At 32.6% G+C, this 24241-nt stretch carries 15 protein-coding genes; 12 read left to right on the top strand and 3 right to left on the bottom strand.

Annotated elements, in window-relative coordinates:
* The first annotated feature begins 210 nt into the window (after positions 1-210).
* A complete protein-coding gene (gene hrpA, locus CZ809_RS09655) occupies positions 211-4125 on the top strand; it encodes an ATP-dependent RNA helicase HrpA (RefSeq protein ID WP_080157344.1) in 3915 nt (1304 codons plus the stop codon).
* Positions 4126-4218: 93 nt separating this feature from the next.
* On the opposite strand, the gene CZ809_RS09660 is transcribed toward hrpA, so the two are convergent.
* From CZ809_RS09660 to CZ809_RS09670, 3 genes are all read right to left on the bottom strand, one after another.
* Positions 4219-5652 carry an amino acid permease gene (locus tag CZ809_RS09660; RefSeq protein ID WP_080157346.1) on the bottom strand — a complete coding sequence of 478 codons (1434 nt, stop codon included), beginning with the start codon at positions 5650-5652 and terminating at the stop codon, positions 4219-4221.
* Positions 5653-6076: 424 nt separating this feature from the next.
* Complete coding sequence (locus CZ809_RS09665) at positions 6077-7381, bottom strand: inosine/guanosine kinase (RefSeq protein WP_080157348.1); 1305 nt, start codon at positions 7379-7381, stop codon at positions 6077-6079.
* A 296-nt stretch (positions 7382-7677) separates the two neighbouring features.
* Positions 7678-8376, bottom strand: a complete 699-nt coding sequence (locus CZ809_RS09670) for a DUF2786 domain-containing protein (RefSeq protein WP_080157350.1) — start codon at positions 8374-8376, stop codon at positions 7678-7680.
* Between the two features lie 622 nt (positions 8377-8998).
* On the opposite strand from CZ809_RS09670, the gene CZ809_RS09675 reads away from it, so the two are divergent.
* The 11 genes from CZ809_RS09675 (at position 8999) to yghU (ending at position 24202) form a co-directional block, all read left to right on the top strand.
* On the top strand, positions 8999-10246 hold the full coding sequence (locus CZ809_RS09675) for an oligosaccharide flippase family protein (RefSeq protein WP_080157351.1): 1248 nt from the start codon (positions 8999-9001) through the stop codon (positions 10244-10246).
* Positions 10239-11171, top strand: a complete 933-nt coding sequence (locus CZ809_RS09680; RefSeq protein ID WP_159447943.1) for a glycosyltransferase family 2 protein — start codon at positions 10239-10241, stop codon at positions 11169-11171. Before CZ809_RS09675 ends, CZ809_RS09680 begins: the two co-directional genes overlap by 8 nt.
* A gap of 284 nt (positions 11172-11455) precedes the next feature.
* Complete coding sequence (locus tag CZ809_RS09685; protein ID WP_159447944.1) at positions 11456-13582, top strand: polysaccharide biosynthesis tyrosine autokinase; 2127 nt, start codon at positions 11456-11458, stop codon at positions 13580-13582.
* A 30-nt stretch (positions 13583-13612) separates the two neighbouring features.
* Complete coding sequence (locus CZ809_RS09690) at positions 13613-14716, top strand: EpsG family protein (RefSeq protein WP_159447945.1); 1104 nt, start codon at positions 13613-13615, stop codon at positions 14714-14716.
* Between the two features lies 1 nt (position 14717).
* On the top strand, positions 14718-15521 hold the full coding sequence (locus CZ809_RS09695) for a glycosyltransferase family 2 protein (protein WP_080157359.1): 804 nt from the start codon (positions 14718-14720) through the stop codon (positions 15519-15521).
* Positions 15521-16609, top strand: a complete 1089-nt coding sequence (locus tag CZ809_RS09700) for a glycosyltransferase family 4 protein (protein WP_080157361.1) — start codon at positions 15521-15523, stop codon at positions 16607-16609. Before CZ809_RS09695 ends, CZ809_RS09700 begins: the two co-directional genes overlap by 1 nt.
* Positions 16599-17708: a glycosyltransferase gene (locus tag CZ809_RS09705; protein ID WP_080157362.1), complete on the top strand. Its 1110-nt coding sequence runs from the start codon at positions 16599-16601 to the stop codon at positions 17706-17708. Before CZ809_RS09700 ends, CZ809_RS09705 begins: the two co-directional genes overlap by 11 nt.
* Position 17709: 1 nt before the next feature.
* Positions 17710-18780, top strand: a complete 1071-nt coding sequence (locus CZ809_RS09710) for a glycosyltransferase (RefSeq protein WP_080157364.1) — start codon at positions 17710-17712, stop codon at positions 18778-18780.
* A 490-nt stretch (positions 18781-19270) separates the two neighbouring features.
* On the top strand, positions 19271-21892 hold the full coding sequence (locus CZ809_RS09715) for a phage tail-collar fiber domain-containing protein (RefSeq protein WP_080157366.1): 2622 nt from the start codon (positions 19271-19273) through the stop codon (positions 21890-21892).
* A gap of 727 nt (positions 21893-22619) precedes the next feature.
* Positions 22620-23294 carry a haloacid dehalogenase type II gene (locus CZ809_RS09720; protein ID WP_080157368.1) on the top strand — a complete coding sequence of 225 codons (675 nt, stop codon included), beginning with the start codon at positions 22620-22622 and terminating at the stop codon, positions 23292-23294.
* Between the two features lie 50 nt (positions 23295-23344).
* Positions 23345-24202, top strand: a complete 858-nt coding sequence (gene yghU, locus CZ809_RS09725) for a glutathione-dependent disulfide-bond oxidoreductase (protein ID WP_080157370.1) — start codon at positions 23345-23347, stop codon at positions 24200-24202.
* Positions 24203-24241 lie beyond the last annotated feature (39 nt).

Genomic DNA, 24241 nt, shown 5'->3' on the forward strand with positions numbered 1-24241 from the left:
TTTATAAATAAAATTTTGCCCATTTGAATGCCAACAAATGGGCTTTTTTTATGGCTGATTAGGTCGTTATGAGTAATTGTCTTTTAAGCAGATCTCACACCGTTTCATTTGTGATAGAATTAACAAAATTTCGAATCGCCAAGTTATACCGATAGTATTATTGTATTTGAATGGTCGGTATCATTAGTCATTGAAAAGACAGGAATTACATTGAGTCAGTCGAATCAAACTCAAGCAGACGTGTTAAATAATGAAAAAACATTAAAGTCTGCGATTAAAGATTGCATGATGCGCGATCGTTTTCGTCTACACAAACGTGTACAAGGCGCATCAAGAATTAAAAATGAAAAATCTAAGCATGCAGTATTTGATGAAATTGCGTTAGATATTGCTAAATCAATGCAGACGGTAGAATTACGTCGAAATCATCGTCCCAAAATTATTTATCCTGCTCAACTGCCTGTTAGTCAGAAAAAAGATGACATTGCAGAAGCGATTAAACATAACCAAGTGGTTATCGTTGCAGGTGAAACTGGTTCAGGTAAAACGACCCAGTTACCTAAAATATGTTTAGAGCTTGGTCGTGGTACTCACGGTATGATTGGTCATACCCAGCCTCGTCGTTTAGCTGCACGTTCTGTTGCAACACGTATTGCCGAGGAAATGGAGTGTGAACTGGGTTCACATGTCGGTTATAAAGTACGATTTAATGATCAAGTTTCTGAGCGCAGCCACGTTAAGTTAATGACTGACGGTATTTTGCTGGCTGAAATTCAGCACGACCGTTTTTTAAGTCAATATGACACCATTATTATCGATGAAGCGCACGAACGTAGTCTTAATATCGACTTTATCATGGGTTACTTACGCGAATTATTGCCTAAGCGCCCAGATTTAAAAGTTATTATTACATCGGCCACTATCGATCCTGAGCGTTTTTCAAAGCACTTTAATAATGCACCTATTATTGAAGTATCAGGCCGTACCTTCCCTGTGGAAGTGCGTTACCGCCCAGTAGTTGAAGATGGCGATGATACAGATCGCGATCAACTCGATGCTATTTTTGATGCGGTTGATGAACTGTGCGATGAAGGCATGGGCGATATTCTGATCTTCATGAACGGTGAGCGTGAAATTCGTGATACTGCTGATGCATTAGAAAAGCGTAATTTACGTCATACTGAAATTCTGCCGCTGTATGCACGATTATCAGCTAATGAACAAAATAGAGTATTCCAGTCTCACAACGGTCGTCGAATTGTGCTTTCGACTAACGTAGCGGAAACCTCGCTAACTGTACCTGGTATAAAATACGTTATCGATCCCGGTACTGCGCGTATTAGCCGTTATAGCTACCGTACCAAAGTTCAACGTCTACCGATTGAGGCAATTTCACAAGCCAGTGCTAATCAGCGTATGGGGCGTTGTGGTCGTGTGCAAGAAGGTATCTGTATTCGTTTATATTCTGAGGATGATTTCTTATCACGCCCAGAATTTACTGATCCAGAAATTCTTCGTACTAACTTAGCGTCAGTTATTTTGCAAATGACTGCGATTGGTTTGGGTGATATTCAAGCCTTCCCATTTGTTGAAGCGCCTGATAATCGCAATATTCAAGATGGTATTCGTCTGCTTGAAGAATTAGGGGCAATTAACCCTACTGCAACCGATCCACGTAAGCGTTTATCAAATCTTGGTCGTCAGTTAGCACGTTTGCCTATCGATCCGCGTTTAGCTCGTATGGTACTAGAAGCACCTAAAACAGGTTCATTACGTGAAGTGATGATCATTGCTTGTGCGCTATCCATTCAAGATCCACGTGAGCGTCCATCAGATAAAAAACAACAGTCAGATGAAAAGCATCGTCGGTTTTACGATAAAGATTCTGACTTTGTCACGTTTGTGAATTTATGGGATTACATTCAAGAACAGCAGAAAGAATTATCTAATAACCATTTCCGTCGTTTGTGTAAGAAAGAATACTTAAACTATTTACGTATTCGTGAATGGCAAGATATCTATTACCAAGTTAATCAAGTAGTCAAAGAGCTTGAGTTAAAAATGAATGGTAATGAAGCTAGCTATGACGGCATTCATATCGCACTGTTGAGTGGCTTGCTGTCTCATATTGGTATGAAAGATCAAGAGAAGAACGAATATCAAGGTGCGCGTAATGCTCGCTTTAATATCTTCCCTGGATCGGGCATTTTCAAGAAACAGCCAAAGTGGGTAATGGTGGCTGAACTGGTTGAAACCTCGCGTTTATGGGGCCGAATTGGTGCCAAAATCCAGCCTGAATGGGTAGAGCCATTAGCTGAGCATTTGATCAAGCGTAGTTACAGTGAACCGCATTGGGAGAAAAAATCAGCCGCAGTGCATGCGTTTGAGAAAGTCACTCTTTACGGTATTCCTGTTGTTGGTAAGCGTAAAGTTAACTATGGCAATATTGATCCCGCGTTATCACGTGAAATATTTATTCGTTCCGCATTAGTTGAAGGGGATTGGGAAACCAAGCATAAGTTCTACCAACAAAACCGTAAGTTATTGCGTGAAGTTGAAGAGCTTGAGCATAAGTCTCGTCGTCGCGATATTTTGATTGATGATGATGAGCTGTTTAACTTCTACGATCAACGTATTGATTTACAAGTAACTTCTGGGCGTCACTTTGATAGCTGGTGGAAAAAAGCCTCAAAAGAAAACCCAGAGCTACTTAACTTTGAACGTGAAATGCTTTTCCGTGGTGATGCAAGCCATGTAACGGATCTTGATTATCCTAATTTCTGGCATCAAGGAAACTTGAAGCTTAAATTAAGTTATCAATTTGAGCCGGGTGAAGATAACGATGGTGTGACGGTTCATGTGCCGTTAGCAATTTTAAACCAAGTGAAACCAGATGGTTTTGATTGGCAAATTCCGGGTTTACGTCAGGAATTAGTGATTGCATTAATTAAATCATTACCTAAACCGTTACGCCGTAACTTTGTGCCTGCACCTAATTATGCAGATGCATTTCTTGCGCGTGTTAAGCCAATGGAAATGCCATTACTTGATGCTCTTGAGAAAGAGTTAAAGCGAATGAGTGGCGTAACCTTAGTGCGCGAAGATTGGAATTTAGATCAGATCCCTGATCACCTTAAAATTACCTATCGTGCCGTTGATCATCGCAATCGTAAACTGCGTGAAAGCAAAGATATCTATGGCTTAAAAGAAAACTTGAAAGAAAAGGTACAAGAGACCTTATCACAAGTGGCTGATGATGATATTGAGCAAGAAGGTTTAAAAACATGGAGCTTTGGTGCATTACCTGAGCGTTACCAACAAAAACGTGGTGGGTTTGAAGTTAAAGCGTTCCCTGCGTTAACCGATAACAAAGACTCTGTTGGTATTAAACTGTTTGAAACCGAAGAAGAACAGCACAACGCTATGCAAGCAGGTCAACGTCGTTTGATTTTATTAAACGTACCATCACCAATTAAATACTTGCATGCAAACCTACCGAATAAATCGAAGTTAGGTTTGTATTTTAACCCATACGGTCGTGTGCTTGATTTGATTGATGACTGCATTGCGTGTGGTATTGATAAGCTTATCGAACAAAAAGGTGGTTTAGCGTGGCAGCCTGAAACCTTTGAAGCATTGAAAGAATATGTTCGTGCAGAGCTTGGTGATACTGTAGTTGAGATTGCTAAGCAAGTGGAAGCCATTCTAACAACGGCATTTAATATTTCTAAGCGTTTAAAAGGCCGTATTGATTTACGTATGGCGTTTGCAATGTCAGATATTAAAGCACAAATTGAAAGTTTAATATTTAAAGGCTTTGCGACTGAATGTGGTTGGAAGCGTTTACCTGATATTTTACGTTACATGCGTGCCATTGAACGTCGTATGGAAAAACTGCCTATTGATCCTAATAAAGATCGGGTTCATATTCTAAAAATTGAATCAGTGGTTAATGACTACAACGAGTTGTTAAACAAGATCCCTAAAGGTCAACCTGTACCTGATAAAGTCAAAGAAATTCGCTGGATGATAGAAGAGCTACGTGTAAGTTTCTTTGCTCAACAGCTGGGTACGCCTTATCCGATTTCTGATAAGCGGGTTCGTAATGCGATTAATGAGTGCTAGTCACTTATAGTTTAGCCGCAATATAAACCTTATAAATGAAAAGGCCGATGCGATAACCGCATCGGCCTTTTGTTTTTGGGGGAACATGTCAAATTAGTGCGTTTGTGTGGTAATTTTAGTCTTTACTGATGTTGATGCTTTAGTTGCTTTTTTCTCAAAGCGAGAGATCCACAAGTAAGCTAATCCTGCAAATACAGCGGTCATAAACACGTTGATAAAGAATGCCTTAACAAGATCGACACCAGGAGGGAAAGCAGAAGCTGTCATACTTACCATAAAGATAACAATCAATAATGACACCATCCCCATACCAAATAGGCGCGAGCCCATACGGAACTCACGTGGGGTATCATCATGCTTAAGACGGAACACAAAATACGCCACCATGATAAAGATTGGCGGTAACATTGCAGTACCTGCGGTTAAGTTAATTGCTGTACTCATCATTTCTTGAACAGACTCAGAGCCAAAACCGTTAGCAATTAGCATCACTAATACAAACCCAAACTGCCACCATGCAGCACGAACAGGTACACCATGTTCATTTAGCTGAGTTGTTTTCTCACCGTAAACACCTTCCGGAATTTCAGAGAAGTGAATTTTAACCGGTGCAGCTGTCCACATCATCATTGCACCAAACATAGCAATAAAGAGTACGACACCAACAAAACGACCGACTAATGGTGCTGAGATATCAAAGTAATGGGCCATACCGGTGAAGATCTCAACCATACCACCTGAATAGGTTAAGTCACCACGAGCCACAAATACGTTAACTAATAATGAACCAATGGCATACATGCTACCAATCAGCACTCCAGCAACAATGATCACTTTAATGAATGATTTCTGACCGCCTTTAACATCGTTCAGATAAGCAGCTGCGGTTTCTGCACCGCCAGCTGCTTGGAAAATCCAACACATAATACCCAATGTTGCCCAATTAATGGTTGGCGTCATGGCTTCAAGTGTAATGGGTTCAGCTGGCGGCGCGTCACCATTTAATGCCATTAAGGCACCGATAACATAAACCGCAAATAGGGCAAAGACACCATAAGCAACGATTTCTGAAATTTTACCTAACCACGATGCACCTTTGGTTGATATATGCGTCGCTGCGGCAAATAAAACAATTGAAATCATTGACGTTACCATTGGTGAGAACGCATATTCATAACCAAGCATGGCGTATGAAGCATAAGCAATAACGTTCGGCAACAATGAGATAAACCAAAATAGATTTACAAACCAATATAAGAATGAGCCCATGTAAGCCGCTTTTGTACCCAGCGGTTTTTTGATCCAGTCATACATACCTGATTCAGAGTTTTTATTGGCAGAGACAAATTCAGCAATAATGAAAACAAAAGGAATGAAATAAACCAATGTAGCAAAAAGAAAAATAGGTGCTGAGCTTAATCCTAATTCAATGTTGTTGTTAACGATATTACGGACATTGAATACAGCTGCAAATGTCATCGACAGTAGAGCAAACTTTCCAATTGTACCGCGCATAGATTCAGACATAATATCCTCCATGAATCAGATCGATGATAACGTAGATAGAAATAAGCTGGTTATCAAAGGATGCGAGAAATAAATTACCGACTCAAAGCACTAAAGCAATGAACTCAGTTAACATGGAATGGATTTTAGTAAAACTTTTACTAAAATGTAGCGATGAAAACGTTTTCCTTTAACTTGATCACAGTTTGTTGTTCATTGAATGTCGACGATGTGATGTAGTTAAAATTTGTTATTTGATCGTATATATGACAGAAAAGTCACTAAAAATGACTATTATTAGGCGTGTTTCTTTATCTTTATTATTTATTTCAATATATTACAGAAGGAGGGGTGAATAATTAGCTACGGGTTATTTATAGCAAAATAGAGATATAAAAAAAGAGCGACAATTCGCTCTTTTTTAGGAAAAGATAATCAGTGTTGGTTAACGTTCCCAGTAAGCTTCTTCTAAACAGTCTTCACGTTCAGGTAAACCATGAGAAAGACGAGGAGCATGTTGAATGAGCACTTCATAGCTTACACGGTTTGAGTATTGGCAAATTTGTGAGAACGAAGAGTAAGACAAGAATTGTGCAGTGTGTTTAGCTGAATTTGGAACATTGATTTTATGGAAACGGTTAGCTGACATATCATGCAGTAGGGCAGATAAAGCGGCATCACCAGCACCATTAGTGTTTTTTATCTCCATCGGGCCACCAAGGTAAGGGGAGATGTGAGAGTAAACACGAACAGGGTTGATACAATCAGCTTTCGCCATTGGACGACTGAATTCATATTTATTAAATTCAGGAATACGACCTGGTAATAATGGCAATGTTGATTCGCGTTTTAGCTCGTTATCAGTGTAACCCGCCATGTAAAGACCTGCAGGTCCCGCAGTACACAACACCATATCAACCCATTCTAGTGCTTTATCAGCAGCCATTAATGGATCTTTTTCGCCAGTAAGGGCTTCAGCTTCTTCTTCGTTCATAGCGATACAAGTTACGTGTTCTTTGATGAATTCAATCCACCATTCACGTTTATCTTCAATCACGTATTTAGTGCCAAGCGTCAGTACTACCGGTACATTATTCTTTTTCGCAAACTCAATCGCTTTAAGTGCTGCATCTTTCATTGGGTCGGTTGGTTTACCGCGAACCAAGTAAGAAGAAAGGACTAATGCAGAAGCTTGCTTAAATGCACATTCAGGAATACTTTCAGGACGCAATTGGTTCATCTGTCCTTCATTAATTGCAAATGTACGTTCACCATCTTTAGTGATCAACGTGTAGCAACGACCAATAGGACCACAAACAGGTTGTAGATAATCAAGATCAATACGGCTAGATGTATTGCAAAGGTAGCGGTAAGCGTAAGATCCAATTTTTAGATCTTTACTCATTACGCCCAGTAAGATGGATTTATCATCAGCAAGAACAGAGTAGTTATGTAACGTATTACCAATGGTATCGCCAGGATATTCATGGCTGATCAGTTTACGTTCTTTTAACTCTTGGTATAGAAGTTCTGCTTTATCTTCATCAAGGACTAAAGAATGGCCTTTACTTAGAGCATGTCTGGCTAAGAAGTCATCGTCGACGCGCGCTTCAATATCCACAATTGTTTGACCTACGCCAACAAGATGTGATTTAGCTAGTGGGTTTTCTTGTTGAATTTGAACAACCAATGGATCGCGAGCATTGACAGGGAAGTAATGCTTTGACTTACGTTGACCAGGAAATTTCATGTCTAAAGGCTATAGAAATAAGGGATTTTGATTCATTCTATCATAAAAATGAGAGATAAATCTCACTTCTTTGATGTTCTTACGTTGAAATTGGTTCTTTTGCCGTTTTTTTAAACGACTTGTTCAAAAAGCTACGGTTAGATGCTAATAAGGTAAGTTTAATGGTGCTTTTATTGTTCAATTGGGATTTTAAACTATAAATAAAGCATGCAGTTTTTCTTGCTATAACTGGCTATAGTAAGAACGATGTATAAAAAAAGCCGCAAAAGCGGCTTTTTTGTTTAGAAACGATAAATCTAGTTCAAGCGTTTAAGCTCTTGTTGTGCACTTGTACCACCTACTGGGCGGCTAACTGAGATAGAACGGCCTTTTTTCATGCCTTTTTCATAATCATCAGTTAGTGCCTTCATCGCTTCTTGAAGTTGTTTTTTAAAGGTTTCACGATCTAAATTTTCAAACTGTTTATCAATATAGTTTGCCATACGCTGATCGTGATCATCATCGGTATTTAATACAGGCAGTTTTTCTAATGCCCCTTCAAGCCAACCTGCTAAAAATGATGATACGCGACGAGTAACTTCAGATGTACTCGTGCCTGTTCCTGCAAAGCTATTACGGAATTGGCCTGTTTGCTGGTTCATTTCACGATAAACAATATCAAAGGCAAAAGCTGCAAAAATAGCACGCTCAGCTGTACCAATAAACTCTGCTTGTTTTAAACCTTTGTAATTAGTTAGAACGCACTCAACTCCAAAACGACGATTAATACCACGAATAATTTTTAGAATTTGTGGACTAATATCTGATGGCAATAATGTTTTTGACTTAGTTTTGCCCATCTTAATGAATTCAATATCGTCTTTTTCTAGACCATATTTGAGCATGAGGCGGTGAGCCATACGAATGGCTTGGGCTGCTTCGTTTACATTTGCTGAATTACCCAACTCAAGGCATTTTGCAATTTTCTTGAGGGCCTTTCGCTTCTGTTCTGACATTAAACATTCTCATGACTAAAAGAGGGCACATATTTTACCGCTTTATGGCCTCATACTACAAGTACGTAATTGTGATAATGGTGCGAATGGGGACTAAATTCAATAGGAGGTTGATATGTTAGTCAGTAAAGATCCTGCTTGAAGTGTAAAAATAGGTTATTTGATATTATTTTTTACTTATCGTGATTTTATATTTAAAACAAAAATTTTGATTGTTATTATATTATTTAAACATTTATGAAATAAAACTGTTGGAATTAATTGCTATATAGATGTTCTATATTATATGCTCTATTTGGGTGTGTAATTGACTGTAATTATAATAGGTGCTTTAAATATAATTATTAATTATAATTAGTAAGTAAAATTTTATAACTAATACGTATTTTTAAATTTAAAACAAGTATCAATAACTTGTAGGGAAGCTATCTAGCTGATAGAATAGCTATTTTTATGATTCAGTTTGTTATCTAAATAATAATATATTTAACATATTAACGTTTTATATAAAGTATATATTTTTTAATACTAAGTATCAGTAATAGAGTTAGTAAAAAATTAGTTATGCAGTTATGTATTTAATGATTATTTCTGGGTTTTATCTTATTAAAGTAGTTATTTTATGTTAAAAAGTATGATTTCTTTGTTATTTGTTCAAGGGAGTAATTATTTAATACCATTGTTAACATTACCATATTTAAGCCGAGTTTTAGGTGTGGAAGGGTTTGGTAAATATGGTTTAACCTTATCAACAATTCAATATTTTGTAATGATAATTGATTTTGGTTTTAATTTATCAGCGACAAAAAAGATAGCTGATGTTCAAAATGATAAAGTAAAAGTATCAATTGTTTTCTATGAAACGATGATAGCTAAAATAGCAATCTGTTTAGCTTCTATATTAACGATTGTTGTATTAGTATCGATCAACCTCGATAATGTTTTTTCTTCAACGTTATATTATTCAATAATAATGTTAGTTGGTACTGTTTTATTACCTATGTGGTTTTTTCAAGGAATTGAAAAAATACCCGTGCTTTCTTTTTTTATGGTAATGACTAAATTAGCTTCACTACCGTTCTTTTTTATTTTTGTTAAAGATAGTTCAGATATTGGCATCGCAATATTTATTCAATCATCAACAAACTTTATTGTTGGCTTGTTTGCGATTTTTTATATTATTAAAAATAAACTATTGGTAAATGTTAAATATAAAGATCTTAGTATCTATAAATCAATTCATGAAGCTTCTCCAATATTTTTAGCCTCTTTTGCTATAAGTTTGTATACGATGAGTACAACGATCATTATTAGCTTATCTTCTAATATTACTGAAGTTGGCTTATTTTCTGCCGCTGATCGATTAAAAGGTGCAGTATTGGGTGTGTTTTTTATTATGGGAAATGTAATCTATCCTAGAGTTAATAAATTACTGGCAACCAATAAAAATGAAGCTTATCGAATAATAAGAGCAACTTTTATTGTTCAGGGACTATTATCTATAGCAATAATTATGTTTATTTTTATACTTAATAAAGAAATTGTTTCTATATTTTATAGTGCAGAATATAAAAGTTCAGGCATAGTATTAATGGTACTATCATTTACAATATTTTTAGCTGTTGAGTCAACTGTATTAGGGAATTATGTATTATTACCTCATGGGTATAAGAAAGAATATACAATTTTACCTATGATTGTTGCTGTTATTCATATTCCATTGTGTTTTTTCTTATCTTCTAAATATGGTGCAATTGGCGGCGCTATTTCAATTGTTTTTGTCGAATCCTTGACTTTTATAATATTATTATTTGTGGTTATAAGAAAAAACCTTTTACGTAAAATATTTATTAGAGGTGAATGTGTCTAAGTTATTGTCGATAATTATTCCAGTATATAATGTTGAATTATATTTAGATGAATGTTTAGAATCTGTCTTTAATCAAGTAACCGACGATGTTGAAGTTATTATTATTAATGATGGATCTAAAGATAGGTCAAATGAAATAATTGAAAAATATAAATGTAAATATCAATTTAAATATATTAATCAAGCTAATCAAGGAATATCATTTACTCGAAATGTTGGTTTAAAGCAATCATCAGCAGACTATATTTCCTTTTTAGACTCTGATGATATATTAGCAGAAGGGGTTATTAACAAAATAATAACAGAACTAACCATATCTAAAATTGATTTATATAAATTTAAATATAAGAAATTTATTGATGGGGAAAGAGATCATGAACCTTGTTTATCTTTTGGGCATGATTTGTTAGTAAGTAAGAATAAAATCATTGAAGATAATGATTTTTATTGTTGGCAATATGTGTTTAAACGAGAGTTATTTAATGGTATTGAATTTGATTGCGGTCGATGTTTTGAGGACCAATTAGTTATACCTTTAGTTATATATCAAGCAGCAACATGTAAATTAATTGATTATATAATTGTTTATTATCGAGTTAGAAAGTTAAGTATAACAAATCTGGTTACTTTATCTTATATTGATGATGCATTATTTGGCTTGCATCGTTATGCTGAAAAATATAGTGAGGATAAACCTTATTTTTCTAAGATTTTGGCAGAACAATACATATCGTTTTTATCAAAATGTGCTAGAGCAGATCATTTAGATCATTTAAATGTAACAAAGACAATAGACAAAGCTAATAAATTAATTACTATAAATATGATGATAAATTCAAAAAATATAAAAGCGATAATATTTAGAGTGTTAAATAAAATGGTTTTTTATCGGTTGCGAATAGTGACAAGAAAAGATTATTGTTAATTTTGAATAAATAGTATTATAAGTATGGCTATATAATTTGTATTATTATGAATCCGTAGTTAATTATTATTATTTTGTATGTATGGTTTTTATGACATTAAAGTATATTGAAATGTACTATAAGGATTGTAATCATGATACTTTATCGTTATTATACATAAATAATATCGTACTTAATTTGTTTTAGCTATATTTTTAAATGTAATTAATAGCTTTTATTTTATAATGAAAATATATCCATTATTAATATAATGGATATTTAGGTTTTTATGGTTATGCCTGGTATGAAAAACACTGCAATGATTGATAAAGATGAAATAGATATTTTTGAGTATATTAAAGTAATCAAAGATAATCGTTGGTTTATTATATTGTGTATGGCTATCTTTATTGTTGTAGGTGTTTGTTATGTAAAATTGTCCACACCTGTTTATCAAGCAAATGTTATATTTAAAATTGATAGTGATAAATCTAGAATAAGTAATTTTGGCCAAAATATTGCTAATTTATTTTCATTATCATCAAGCACTACTATTGAGCGTGAGATTATTCAATCACGTGGTTTTTTGCGTAAAACTATCAATGAATTGAATTTAACAACAGTTGTGACACCACAAAAAACATCATTTTTAAATTCAATTATGGCTGGATTGTCTCGAGATCCTAAAGTTATTACTATTGATAAATTAGTGACAATAAAAAATGATAATGAGAAATTTAAACTAGTTGTTACTAATGAAAAATTAGGTCGTTATACATTAACTAATATGACAACTAAGAGGAAATTAAATGGTGAAGTTGGGAAGTTAGCAACAAATTCCGATTCTACTATTTTTGTTTCATCAATTAATGCTAAGAAAGGTGATGTTTTTAATATCAGTAAAATTGATAGCTATCAAGCAGCCATTAATTTACAAAACAGATTACAGGTGAAAGAAATAGGTAAGAGTAGTCTTAGTGGTACTGGTATACTTGAAATATCATTAACAGGAACGAATAAAAATAAAATTCAACATATTTTAGCTAATATTAGTGATAACTATTTATTATTTAATAAAAAACGCTATGCATTGGAAGCAGAACGTAGTTTGGCTTTTCTTCATGCGGAAATACCAATAGTAAAAAAGCGTTTAGTTTTATCTGAAAATAAGCTTGAAAAATACCGTGAAAGTAATGGTTCAGTTGATCTTAGTATAGAGTCAAAATTAGCTTTAGGTTCATTAACAAATATTGAAACTCAGTTAAATGAATTAGTGTATGAAGAGAGTAATGTTGCAACAAAATACACTAAAAAGCATCCAATTTATATTGCTTTGATTAATAAACGTAAAATACTGTTAACTGAAAAAGCAAGGCTTAGTAAGAAGATTGATAAATTTCCAACAACTCAACGTGAAATATTACGGTTAACTCGAGTTGTTAAATCTGATTCTCAAATTTATAACCAATTAAAACAAAAAGAACAAGAATTAAGTGTTGTTAAGCAAACAGCAATAGGTACAGTAACTATATTAGATAGTGCGCATAGTTTTTCTCAGCCAATAAAGCCTAAAAAAACTCTTATTGTTATTATGTTTACATTTTTGGGATTTATTATATCAACCGTTATTGTGCTTTTAAGATACATGATGATAAAGGGTATTATATCTACTAATGAAATCAATGATCTTGGTTTTGAAATATATGGTAATATCCCATATTCAAAAAATCAAAAAAAGATAGTTAAAAATAAAAATGATGAAGATACTAATTTATTAGCAATTAAGTATCATGATGATATTGCTATTGAAGCTTTACGATTATTACGAACTAATATTTATTTTTTACAAAAAAAAATGGATGCGAAAGTTGTAATGTTATGTAGTCCTGATGTAGGTGCTGGTAAATCATTTATAACTACGAATTTAGCTATTTTATTTGCAAAGTCAGGAAAAAAAGTATTAGTTATTGATGCTAATATGAAAAATGGATCTATAGCCAGTATTTTTTCAATAAAAGCTACACTAGGATTAAGTGATTATTTAAAAGGGGATATCACATTAGACACAATTATCACATCAAGTCAATTGGTTAATAATCTTGATGTTATTTGTTGTGGTGGTTTTGTTGATAATTCTTCTGAATTATTAATGACACCTAAACTTGAATCTTTAATGACAAAAGTATCATCTGATTACGATATAGTTATTATTGATACTCCCGCAAGTCTAGCTACGTCAGATAGTGTACTCATTAGTGAATTTTGTAAATTACGTTTGGTTGTTGGTTATTTTAGTAAAACATCTCAAAAAGAGATCATGACTTTGAAAAAAATATTTTTAAAAAATGATATAGATATTACAGGCTTTATTGTTAATGGTATTGATCAAAAGTCTAGTATTAATTGTGAATTCTCACATTATACGAAATAATTAAGTTTATTAATATTAATGATTTTTAATATGTATCATTTTGATTATATTTACGATGTTATACCATTTGTAATTGTTACATTATTAGGTATTTCTTGTGTTAATAAAAAAGCAAATGGATTTTGTTTGCTTATTGTTGCTCTAATTGTTTATCTTATTGTATCTTCTCGAGGGCTAACAGTAGATCGTGATGCATTAGTTTATTATTCTGTTTTTAATCATCTTCAGAATATATCATTTGGAGAAGTCTCACAATATTCATCAGAAATGGGGCAAGAGGTAGGTTTTTTGTTATTTGAAAAAATAGCAAATGTATGTGGTTTGAATTTTTTTGAGTTTAGGTTTGTATTTAATTTCTTATGTGTAATAGCTTTGCTTTATATATTGTTTGAATATATTCCAGGCAAGTTTAGAATCATATCATATTTTATCTATGTTTCTATGTTTCTATTATTTAGAGATTTTACTCAAATTAGATTGTGTTTTGCTTGCTTGTTATCTGCAATATCAATATTGAAGATGATAGATAACAAACCCTACAAAAGTGTTATTTTCTTTTTGTTTGCTGTGATGTTTCATAATACATCTTTAATTGTATTTGGTGTTTTATTAGCCATTAAATTTATGAGTGAGAATAAGTTATACAATATTAAGTTTGCATTATTAATTATATCTATTTGCGGTTTTTTATCAATATTAAAACCGGCAAATTATTTAATAACATTGCCATTTATGCCATCTCAATTAACACGCTATCAAGGCACAAATGATTTAAATGGTGCAACATTAGGAATTAATTTTATTTTTTCTATTAGTTTGGCTATTTTATTGGCTTTTTACTATAAGAAGAAAGAAAAGAGAAGTGTTGGTTATAAGTATCTTTATATTTCTATGTTAGGCTCAACCTGTATTGCATTAGTGTTTAATGGAGTTCCGATATTAATGAGAATGCAGCTATTATGTTTTACTGGATTTATTTTTTTTCCTGCAATTTTATATGATATTTTCATGAAAAAATCATTGTTAGGTAATTATATATTTCAAATTGCAATTGCAGTTGTATTTATTCTTAATTTTTATAGGAATTTATCATCTGGGATTGTTTATGACTATATACCATATTGGATAAAATAAAATGTTAACAATATTTACTCCTACCTTTAATCGTGGTGATCATTTAATTAAATGTTACGACAGTTTATTAAATCAAACTTATAGTGATTTTGAGTGGCTCATTATTGATGATGGTTCAACGGATAATACTAAACAAATAGTTAAAGCATTTCAAAATGAAAAAAAAATCACTATTAGATATATTTATCAAAAAAATGCGGGTAAGCAAGCTGCATGGAATCGTGCGGTATTAAATGCTAATGGAGAGTATTTTATCGGTGTTGATTCTGATGATGCTTTAATGGAAGATGCTTTAGGGTTGTTCTTTGACAAATATATTTCAATAATTGAAAATAATAAAGAAGTAATTGGAATACGTGCATTATCTAAAAAAGAATCATCACAACAAGCAGATAGCACTTACTCTATTGATAATGAATATTCTATTAATTCGTGGTTTGATGAGTTTGGTAGTCGAATTTATGGTGAGAGGATAGATATTTTAAAAACAAATATTTTAAAAGATTATTTATATCCTGTTACTGATGATATCAAATTTATACCAGAAATATGGTTTTATTCAATGATCTCAAAAAAGTATAAGTTTATGTACGTAAATAAATTTTTAAGAGTTTTCTTTGATGAGCATGGGGATAATAGACTGAGTCGTTCTAGCTTAGAAAAACATGCTAAAGGCCATTTAATTTCTCGTACTGCGATGTTAAAAAATATACCAATTCGTTATTTTTTACGTAATCCAGTAGCATTAGCTAAAACGATTATTCGATGGGTCCAATCTTCATATTTTGTTATTAAGAATAAGTAATGAAAAAAATTGTTTTTTTTACAGGTTCATTAAATCGTTCTGGTGGTACAGAAAGAGTTTCAGCTATTATCGCTAATAAACTAGCTGATAATGGATTTTCTGTTCAATTTTTAAGTTTGTATGATGGAGAACAATCTGTATTTCCATTAAATGATAACATTAAAAAAGATACACTATTTGAACATAATTTAAATTTTAAAAAACATTATCACAAAGTTATTATTAAATTAAGAAAATATATTAAAGATAATAATATTGATGTGTTAATTAATATTGAGTCAATGTTGGCATTATATTCAGTCCCTGCTTGCTTTGGTGTGAATATAAGAAATATTTGTTGGGAACACTTTAATTTTAATGTCGACCTTGGGTTGAAACTTAGAAAAGTATCTCGACAACTTGCTGCATTTTTTTGTGATGATGTCATTACATTGACTGAAACGGACAAAAAGCTTTGGTTAAAAAATGCAAGATGCAGAGCTAATATTACTGCTATCTCAAATCCAGCATCTTTTGATTTAAGCCTTCCTCGACAAGGCGTAAATTCAAAAATTGCCATTTCAGCAGGACGTTTAACTTATCAAAAAGGTTTTGATTATTTATTAGATGCTTGGTCTTTAGTCATTAAGCAGCGACAAGATTGGAAATTACGTATTGTCGGTAGTGGAGAAGAACAGAGAGCACTACAAACACAGGCAGAAAAGTTAGGTATAAATAATTATATCGAATGGGTCTCTCATGTAAGTAATATGAGTGAGCAATATCAACAGGCAGATTTGTATGTAATGAGCTCTCGTTTTGAGGGATTGCCGATGGTGTTATTAGAAGCTATATCTTCTGGCTTACCTTTAGTTTCTTTTGATTGTGAAACTGGACCAAAAGAAATTATTGATTCAACGTGTGGGTGGTTAGCGAAAGATGGTGATATTACTGCATTAGCGGATAAAATGTTAACTGCATTTACGACCTTTGAGAATGATTCTGAATATGCAAAATATAGCCAGGCTGCAATTACTAAATGCCGTTCAGAATTTGCTATTGAACCGATTATGAATCAATGGATGAAATTATTAAATTATGAAAAATAAAATTTGCTTTATCACAACAGATTTAGGAATGGGTGGCGCAGAACGGCAGATATGTGATTTAGCGGATGAATTATATAATCTTGGCAATAAAATTATGATTATTTCATTAACAGGCAAATTAGACGTTAAACCTAAAAATTCTGATATTGAAATTATTGAACTTGGAATGAAAAAAACATTATTGGGGCTAATTAAGGCTCTTTATTCTGCTCATCATATTTTAAAGAAGTTTGATCCAAGTGTTGTTCATAGCCATATGATTCACGGCAATATGTTTGCTCGTTTATTAAGAACGTTTACTAAAATGCCAAGATTAGTTTGTACTGCACATAATACAAATGAGGGTGGTAAAGGGCGTGTATTAGCATATAAATATACTAATTTTTTAGCTGATATTAATACGAATGTTAGTGATGAAGCAGTAGAAGCTTTTGTTAAATCTGGTGCCGTTAAAGAAAATCAGATGATAGCTGTAGGCAATGGTTTTGATGATAAGAAATTTACATTTTCACAGCAAGCAAGAATATTGAAACGACAAGCATTAAATATTGATGATGATACTTTTTTGTATTTAGCTGTTGGACGATTAGAAGAACAAAAAGATTATCCAAATATGCTAAATGCAATGTCTATTGTTGTAAATAATGCCATCGCTCAAGGAAAAAAAGTTAAGCTTGCAATTATTGGGCAAAGTTATCTTGAACAAGAATTGAAACAGTTAACTAAAACGCTTGGTCTAGATGATTTTGTTGTATTTCTTGGATTACAACGTGATGTTGAATGTTGGTTATCAGGTGCGGATTGCTTTGTCTTGTCTTCTGAATATGAAGGTTTTTGTTTGGTTACTGCTGAAGCATTATTAACGCAGTGTTTAGTTGTTGCTACTGACTGTGGCGGAGTAAAAGAAGGTGTTGGTGATGGCGGTTTTGTTGTCCCACCACAAAATTCTAAAGCTTTAGCAGAAGCTATGATAACTGCATTAACTATACCGAAAGAAGAAAAAGATAAATTAATAAAAAAAGGAAGAGATAGAATTATTAATCATTACTCTATTTCGGCGATTACAAAAACATGGTTGAAAATATATCAGAGCAAATAAAATGAAAAAAATATTGATTCTACATAATTCAACAAAAACAGCTTATTTATTCAGATTTAACTATATAAAATCATTAATTAGTAAAGGACATAAAGTTAAATTACTATCAGTATCTGATGATTATCTATCTGAGGAAAAATTGAAAAAAATTGGCGTTGAGTTAGTTTTGATAAAAAAAAGCAGACTGAGTACGTTTTTTTTATATAAAGAATTGTTGAAATTAGGTCAATGGGCTGATGTGATAATATCACATTTCTTAGCTTGTTCAATTTTATTATCTCCGATACTTTTTATTTTTAGAAAGAAAGTAACTGTAGTTGTTGAAGGGTTAGGTACATTAGGTGAGTTAAATCGTCGGTTTCTTTTTTTAATAAAAAAAATTCTATCATTAATATCAGTAAAAAGAGTGTTCATGAATGCAGATGAATATTCTAAGCTTGGTAAAAAAGATGATTTGGTTTTAAATGGTATTGGTATTGAATTAGATAAATATAAAAAAAATAATAATGAGATATTAAACAATAAAATTAAAATTTGTTATGTTGGTAGATTGATAAGACAGAAAGGTGTTGATGATTTATTTAAGATTATAGGTGATTTAAATCAAGAAGGATTTGAGTTTGAATTTCATTTCTTTGGTGATATATATCCATCTAATCCATCATCATTAAATGGGGAAGATATTTTAAAATTTAAAAATAAATTTAAAGAACAGGTTTTTTTTCATGGTTTTAAACAACCAATCATGCAGTATATTGATAAAATGAATGTTCTCGTATTACCATCGCGAAGAGAAGGTTTTCCTGTTGTTGTCATGGAAGCAAATGCTCTAGGTATACCTGTTTTATGTTATAACGTACCAGGATGTATTGATAGTGTTACTGATGGTATCAACGGTTTTATTTTTGAATATGGTGATTATCTTTCTATGAGTAAAAAAATCATCCAGCTATCATCATTTGATAAAAACAGTTTTGAAGAGTTATCGCAGTCATGTGTGAAGTTATCTAAAGATAATTTTGACGCCAATGATAAGAGCGCTATATTTATACAATATATTCTGGGTAACTAATTTATACATATTTTATATTATAAATTCATTTATGAAAGAGATCTTACATATAAGGTAAGCACTGATTATTAAGTGTTGTTTTTTACTTTATAAACTAAGATGTTAATTCAAGCATACCCAATATAAGTATAAATATTATTGTTATATTAAGTTTGTATTGGAAGTTTGTGTAAACTAAGCATGTAATGATAATTAAAAATACGTAGCTTATTAATTTTGATGTATTTGTTGCGCTTATGTTAATGGTGAGAATAAATATGGGATCTCTAACATTGTAATTGTTAATTTATGAATATTTTTAAAAAACAGTGACAAATCATAGCACATATATTTTTATAATATATGTGCTTTTTTTATATTTTCGGTTGTGAATTTTTACATTTTATATTTCATTAAATCTCTGGATAACATTAAATTATATTTAATTCTTGATATATAGATTAAAGTAATTTATATATAATTATTATTTATTCTAAATAGGTATATCATCTTGAAACAAAATAACTCTAGTCTTTCTCGACGTTCATTTATTAAAAATTCATCAATGTTGGTTGGCGGGGTAGTTGTCGGTAGCTCTGCTTCTGCGGGGGAAGTTTATACTGTAGTTGCGAAAAAAGAGAATAATAAAAAAGATCCAGCTAATGTTATTATAACAGATAGTGGTAGGCTTATTTTTTCTAAACTAAGAGACAATGGTAATATAATAATATGTGATAAAATCATATTTGGTTATAAACCATATCGAAGTGATTTCCCTAATGAAAATGAAAATATTAATGATGATGAAATAGTTTATCGTGCCGATGTTACTGAACAAGCCCGTATTAATGATAATTCTGTAATATTTACGGCAATACTTTCTAATAATATTGGTGGTTTTGTATTTAATTGGGTTGGTTTATATTCTACTAAATATGATGTAATTGTTGCAGTTAATTATCCCGATGTTACTGTGAAAACGATAAATGCTGGGGTTTTAATACAATCTATTATTTTAGATTATAAAGGATTAGCTAAAATTACTAATATTACAAATGACCCTAAAAGTTGGCAATTTAATACAGCAAAGCGTATTGATCAAATTGATTATAATTTATCTCAAATGGTCATTGACCAAAATGGTAAAGATTGGTTTGTTGACGATAGTTTTTTAGTTACAAAAAATGAAGAGAGTGTAAAAATAAAATCAGGTTCAGTATATTTAGATGGCATGAGAATTAAATTAAATGCAGATAAAGTGCTTGATTTTTTTAATGATAAATATGTTTATATGGATGTTTATTATGAAGAGTTAGATTTTGGTGAAAAAAAAGCAATATTGAACTTTAGATCAAGTAAGCAACGAGTGGATGATTATGTAGATAGTAATGGTTATAAACATAAAATATATAACCTTTGTCATATAAATTCAGATGGTAGTTTTCAGGATTTACGACAGTTAGGGAAGGTGACAAATGTTAATACACGTCAATATTATGCACCTGATTATATAAAAAATCGCCAATGTTCATCAAAAGAAATGAATGAACTTATTCGAAAAATACAATCACAAGGTGGTGGTGATATTATTTTAGGTGATTATGACTATGGTGTTGATGCTGTATTAAGACAAGATGATGGTTATCAAACTGGTTGGCATGTGCCGTTTACGCCAGCACAAGGACAATCACAAACACAAGGAGTTTGTTTTATTTTAAGTTCGGGCACTAAAATTAGAGCGTTATCAAATAATATGATTATTTTACGTGCGTCTAATAATTTTACTCGAATTTGTGGTACTGGTGCTTTTTCATCTGGTTTTCGAAATGTATTACATATTGGTTTTATTCCGAATGATATGAATCAATCACAATTAGGATCTCAACAATTTTGTTATGTATCTACAAACATATCATTTTCAGGAGGATACTCTTGTGTTGTTTTTCAACCTGCAGCATCTGTAGATGGACGTAGTTCAGGTAGTTATTATCATTCTATTGGGTTTAATTTTTACGATGTGAATTATCCTGTGTGGTTTAAACAGCCGTTATATTCAGATGATAATCTTACTACAACGACTTTTTTGGAAGGGATTAGAGGTCATCTATGCATAAGTGCTGGTAAATTTGAAGCCTGTGATGTGCACATGCAAAACTGTGCTTTTGAGGGGATGAGTGGCGAGGTTATTGACTTTGTTACTTCTGGTTCATATGAAAATATTCTTCATAACTCATTAAAAATATCAAATACAGATTTTGAAGTTTTTCAAGCAGCTACGCATATATCTCGCTGGGGAATTGTTTTAGGTAATAATGTCAAATTTGTTGGTGGTGATGTTGCAATAGATGAGGCTCGATCACCAAATGTTCAATATGGGAAACAAGTTTTTGGTTCTTATGGCGTAGTGAATGTAAAGACTCATGTTATTGAGCATGTGGTAGGAAAAGAAGACGATGAGAAAAAGTTATCTCATATTATGGATAATAATGGGTATACTCAATATTCGCGTAATTGCCCGGTAACCATTGATATTACTGATTATAAGTTTAATTTTTCAGCATCTTTTCGTCATAAAGAGATCCTCATTGGTGGTGATTTGGCGGGAGGCGGTGAATATCGTCAAAATGGTACTGAATATGGTTATATTGTTTTACCTAGTAGTACAGAGTTAGCTAATGGTGGTTATGGTTATGGTGTTTGGATGGTGGAAGATCTTCCTGACTATAAACCTTTTTATGTTAAAGACCGTAACCATACAACTAAATATACAGTTGAGGCTGATGGTTCGGTATTAAATGCAACTGGATCTTATGGTGTGATATCAGATCCGAGAACCAAAACAAATTTTATCGATGCGAGAGATTACACCGCAGATTTTATGAAACTGCGTATAGGTACTTATCATTCTAAGGTTACTGGTAATAAACAAATTGGTTTATTAGCATCAGATTTACAGAAAGTATTTCCTTCCTTAGTGGATAATATTGGAGATTTAACTTTAGCTGATGGCAATAAAATTCAAGATTGTTTAGCTGATAAATCAACACCATTAATATATATGCTTGTAAAGGTTGTTCAAGAACAACAGAAAAAAATCGAACTGTTAAGCGAAAAATTATTATCAGATAGATAAAGAAGAAACTAACCACACTTTTTATTCTTAGGCAGAAATACCGCGATCATCATTTTGATTGTGGGCATTGTCGATCCTGAAATATAGGAATAAGACAGGTTTAGTGGATAATATAGATATTAAGCTGTCATTCTAATAGCTAAAGCACTTGTCGTTGGTGAAATGGGGCACTATTCAATGGTAAAAGATGTGGCTGTCCAGAGTGTTCTTATGAAGATTATTTGGAGTAACTTCGTAAAACGCCGTCATTTTTAAGTGTATAATGAAATTATATTCAGTGGGTTTGATAGATACCCTTGATTTAATATGGAGAAGATATAATGGCAACAACAGGAGAAAAACCGGGTAAATGTGCTCATATCAAATATAAAAAGGGGTGATGGTTGCAAAAAGTACTTATGCGCTTTCAAACAACACTCGGCATTATTATGTCGAGTTTTTTTGTTTTATAGTCTGATATTTAAGGATATTAGTGTAGTTATAGAGATGTATTTAATAAGGATTGATTATGAATATGTTAGAAGTATCCTTTCCTAAGTATCGAGCAATCAAAAAATGTAAGGCTAACATCTAACGCGCCAATACAATGGTCTATTATAAATAGAATATATCATCTGATTAATCGGTATATAGAATATTGGACAAGTTGAATTATCAATGTTAAGTATAGTTACTCTACGATAAGGATATCGTTTATGCGTTTTAACTTATTGTAAAGAGTAATTATATGAACAAGAAAGTGATACTTTTTGATATAAATGAAACGGTTTTAAATTTAGGAGCTTTAAAGTCAATATTTAAGGCCGTTTTTGGTAGCGAAGATGCGTTGTCTCTCTGGTTTTCAAAGTTACTGCATCTTTCTACGGTCTGTATTACGACAACAGTTAAAAGCAATTTTGCAGAGCTAGCCCGTATTACTCTTGATACGGTTGCTGCTAATTATAAGATTCAATTAACAGAAGGTCAGCGAACCGAATTACTTGGTGCTTTTTCAAATTTATCAGCTTATTCTGATATAAAACCTGCGCTTAGTCGGTTACGTCAACATGGGTTTAAAGTTGTCGCTTTATCTAACTCATCATCAACGCTCATTGCGACACAAATGAAATACGCACAATTAACTGACTATTTCGATGACATTCTTTCAGTAGAAGAGACCGGAAGTTTTAAGCCGGATCCTCGTGTTTATGCATTTGCCGCTCAAAAATTACAACAACCGATAGATCAGCTATGTTTAGTCGCAACTCATGACTGGGATACACATGGCGCTTTATCAGCAGGCTTGAATGCAGCTTATATTGATAGAACTGGTATACCGTATAATCCGTTGTATTTAAAACCAAAAATGTATTCAAATTCAATGATGGATCTTATTGATATGATCATTGCAGATAAACAATAACGTAATCAACTCGACTATTAGTAAACAAATAACAATTGTTAGGAGTTAACATGACCAATCAATACATTCCACCTAAACAATGGCAATTTGATAATAATAATGGTGGTCAATGGGCACAGATCAATCGTCCCGTGTCAGGTGCTACACATGATAAGGCATTACCGATAGGTAAGCATCCATTGCAGCTTTATTCTATGGGGACACCCAACGGACAAAAAATAACGATCATGCTTGAAGAGTTGTTAGCGGCGGGTAAATATGATGCTGATTATGATGCGCATTTGATTAATATTTCTGAAGGTGATCAATTCTCTTCTGGCTTTGTTGCTATTAACCCGAACTCTAAAATTCCAGCATTAGTGGATCATTCACAAGGCCAAGCGGTTAATGTTTTTGAATCGGGTTCAATCTTATTTTATTTAGCTGAAAAATTTGATCTATTATTGCCTAAATCAATAAATGATCGTACACAAGTAATGAATTGGCTATTTTGGTTACAAGGTTCTGCGCCTTATCTAGGTGGTGGCTTTGGTCATTTTTATGCTTATGCACCAGAAAAGCTAGAATACCCAATTAATCGTTTTACGATGGAAGTGAAGCGCCAATTAGATGTGTTAGATAAGCAACTTGCGTCTCATCAGTATATTGCCGGTGATAAGTACACTATTGCGGATATTGCAATGTGGCCATGGTATGGCAATTTAGTTTTAGGCCATCTTTACAGTGCGAGTGAGTTTCTTGATGTGGCAAGTTATGTCCATGTTCAACGCTGGGCAACAATGATACTTAATCGTCCTGCGGTACAAAGAGGGCGGATTGTAAATCGTACCTGGGGTGAAGTGTGGGAACAATTGCCTGAGCGTCATGACGCTCAAGATATTACAGAAGTGTTATCACAGAAGCCTTAGTTAATATTAGGGCAGTCATTAAAAATAATGGCTGTCCTA

Source organism: Photobacterium piscicola (assembly GCF_900166965.1).
Classification (GTDB): Bacteria; Pseudomonadota; Gammaproteobacteria; order Enterobacterales; family Vibrionaceae; genus Photobacterium; species Photobacterium piscicola.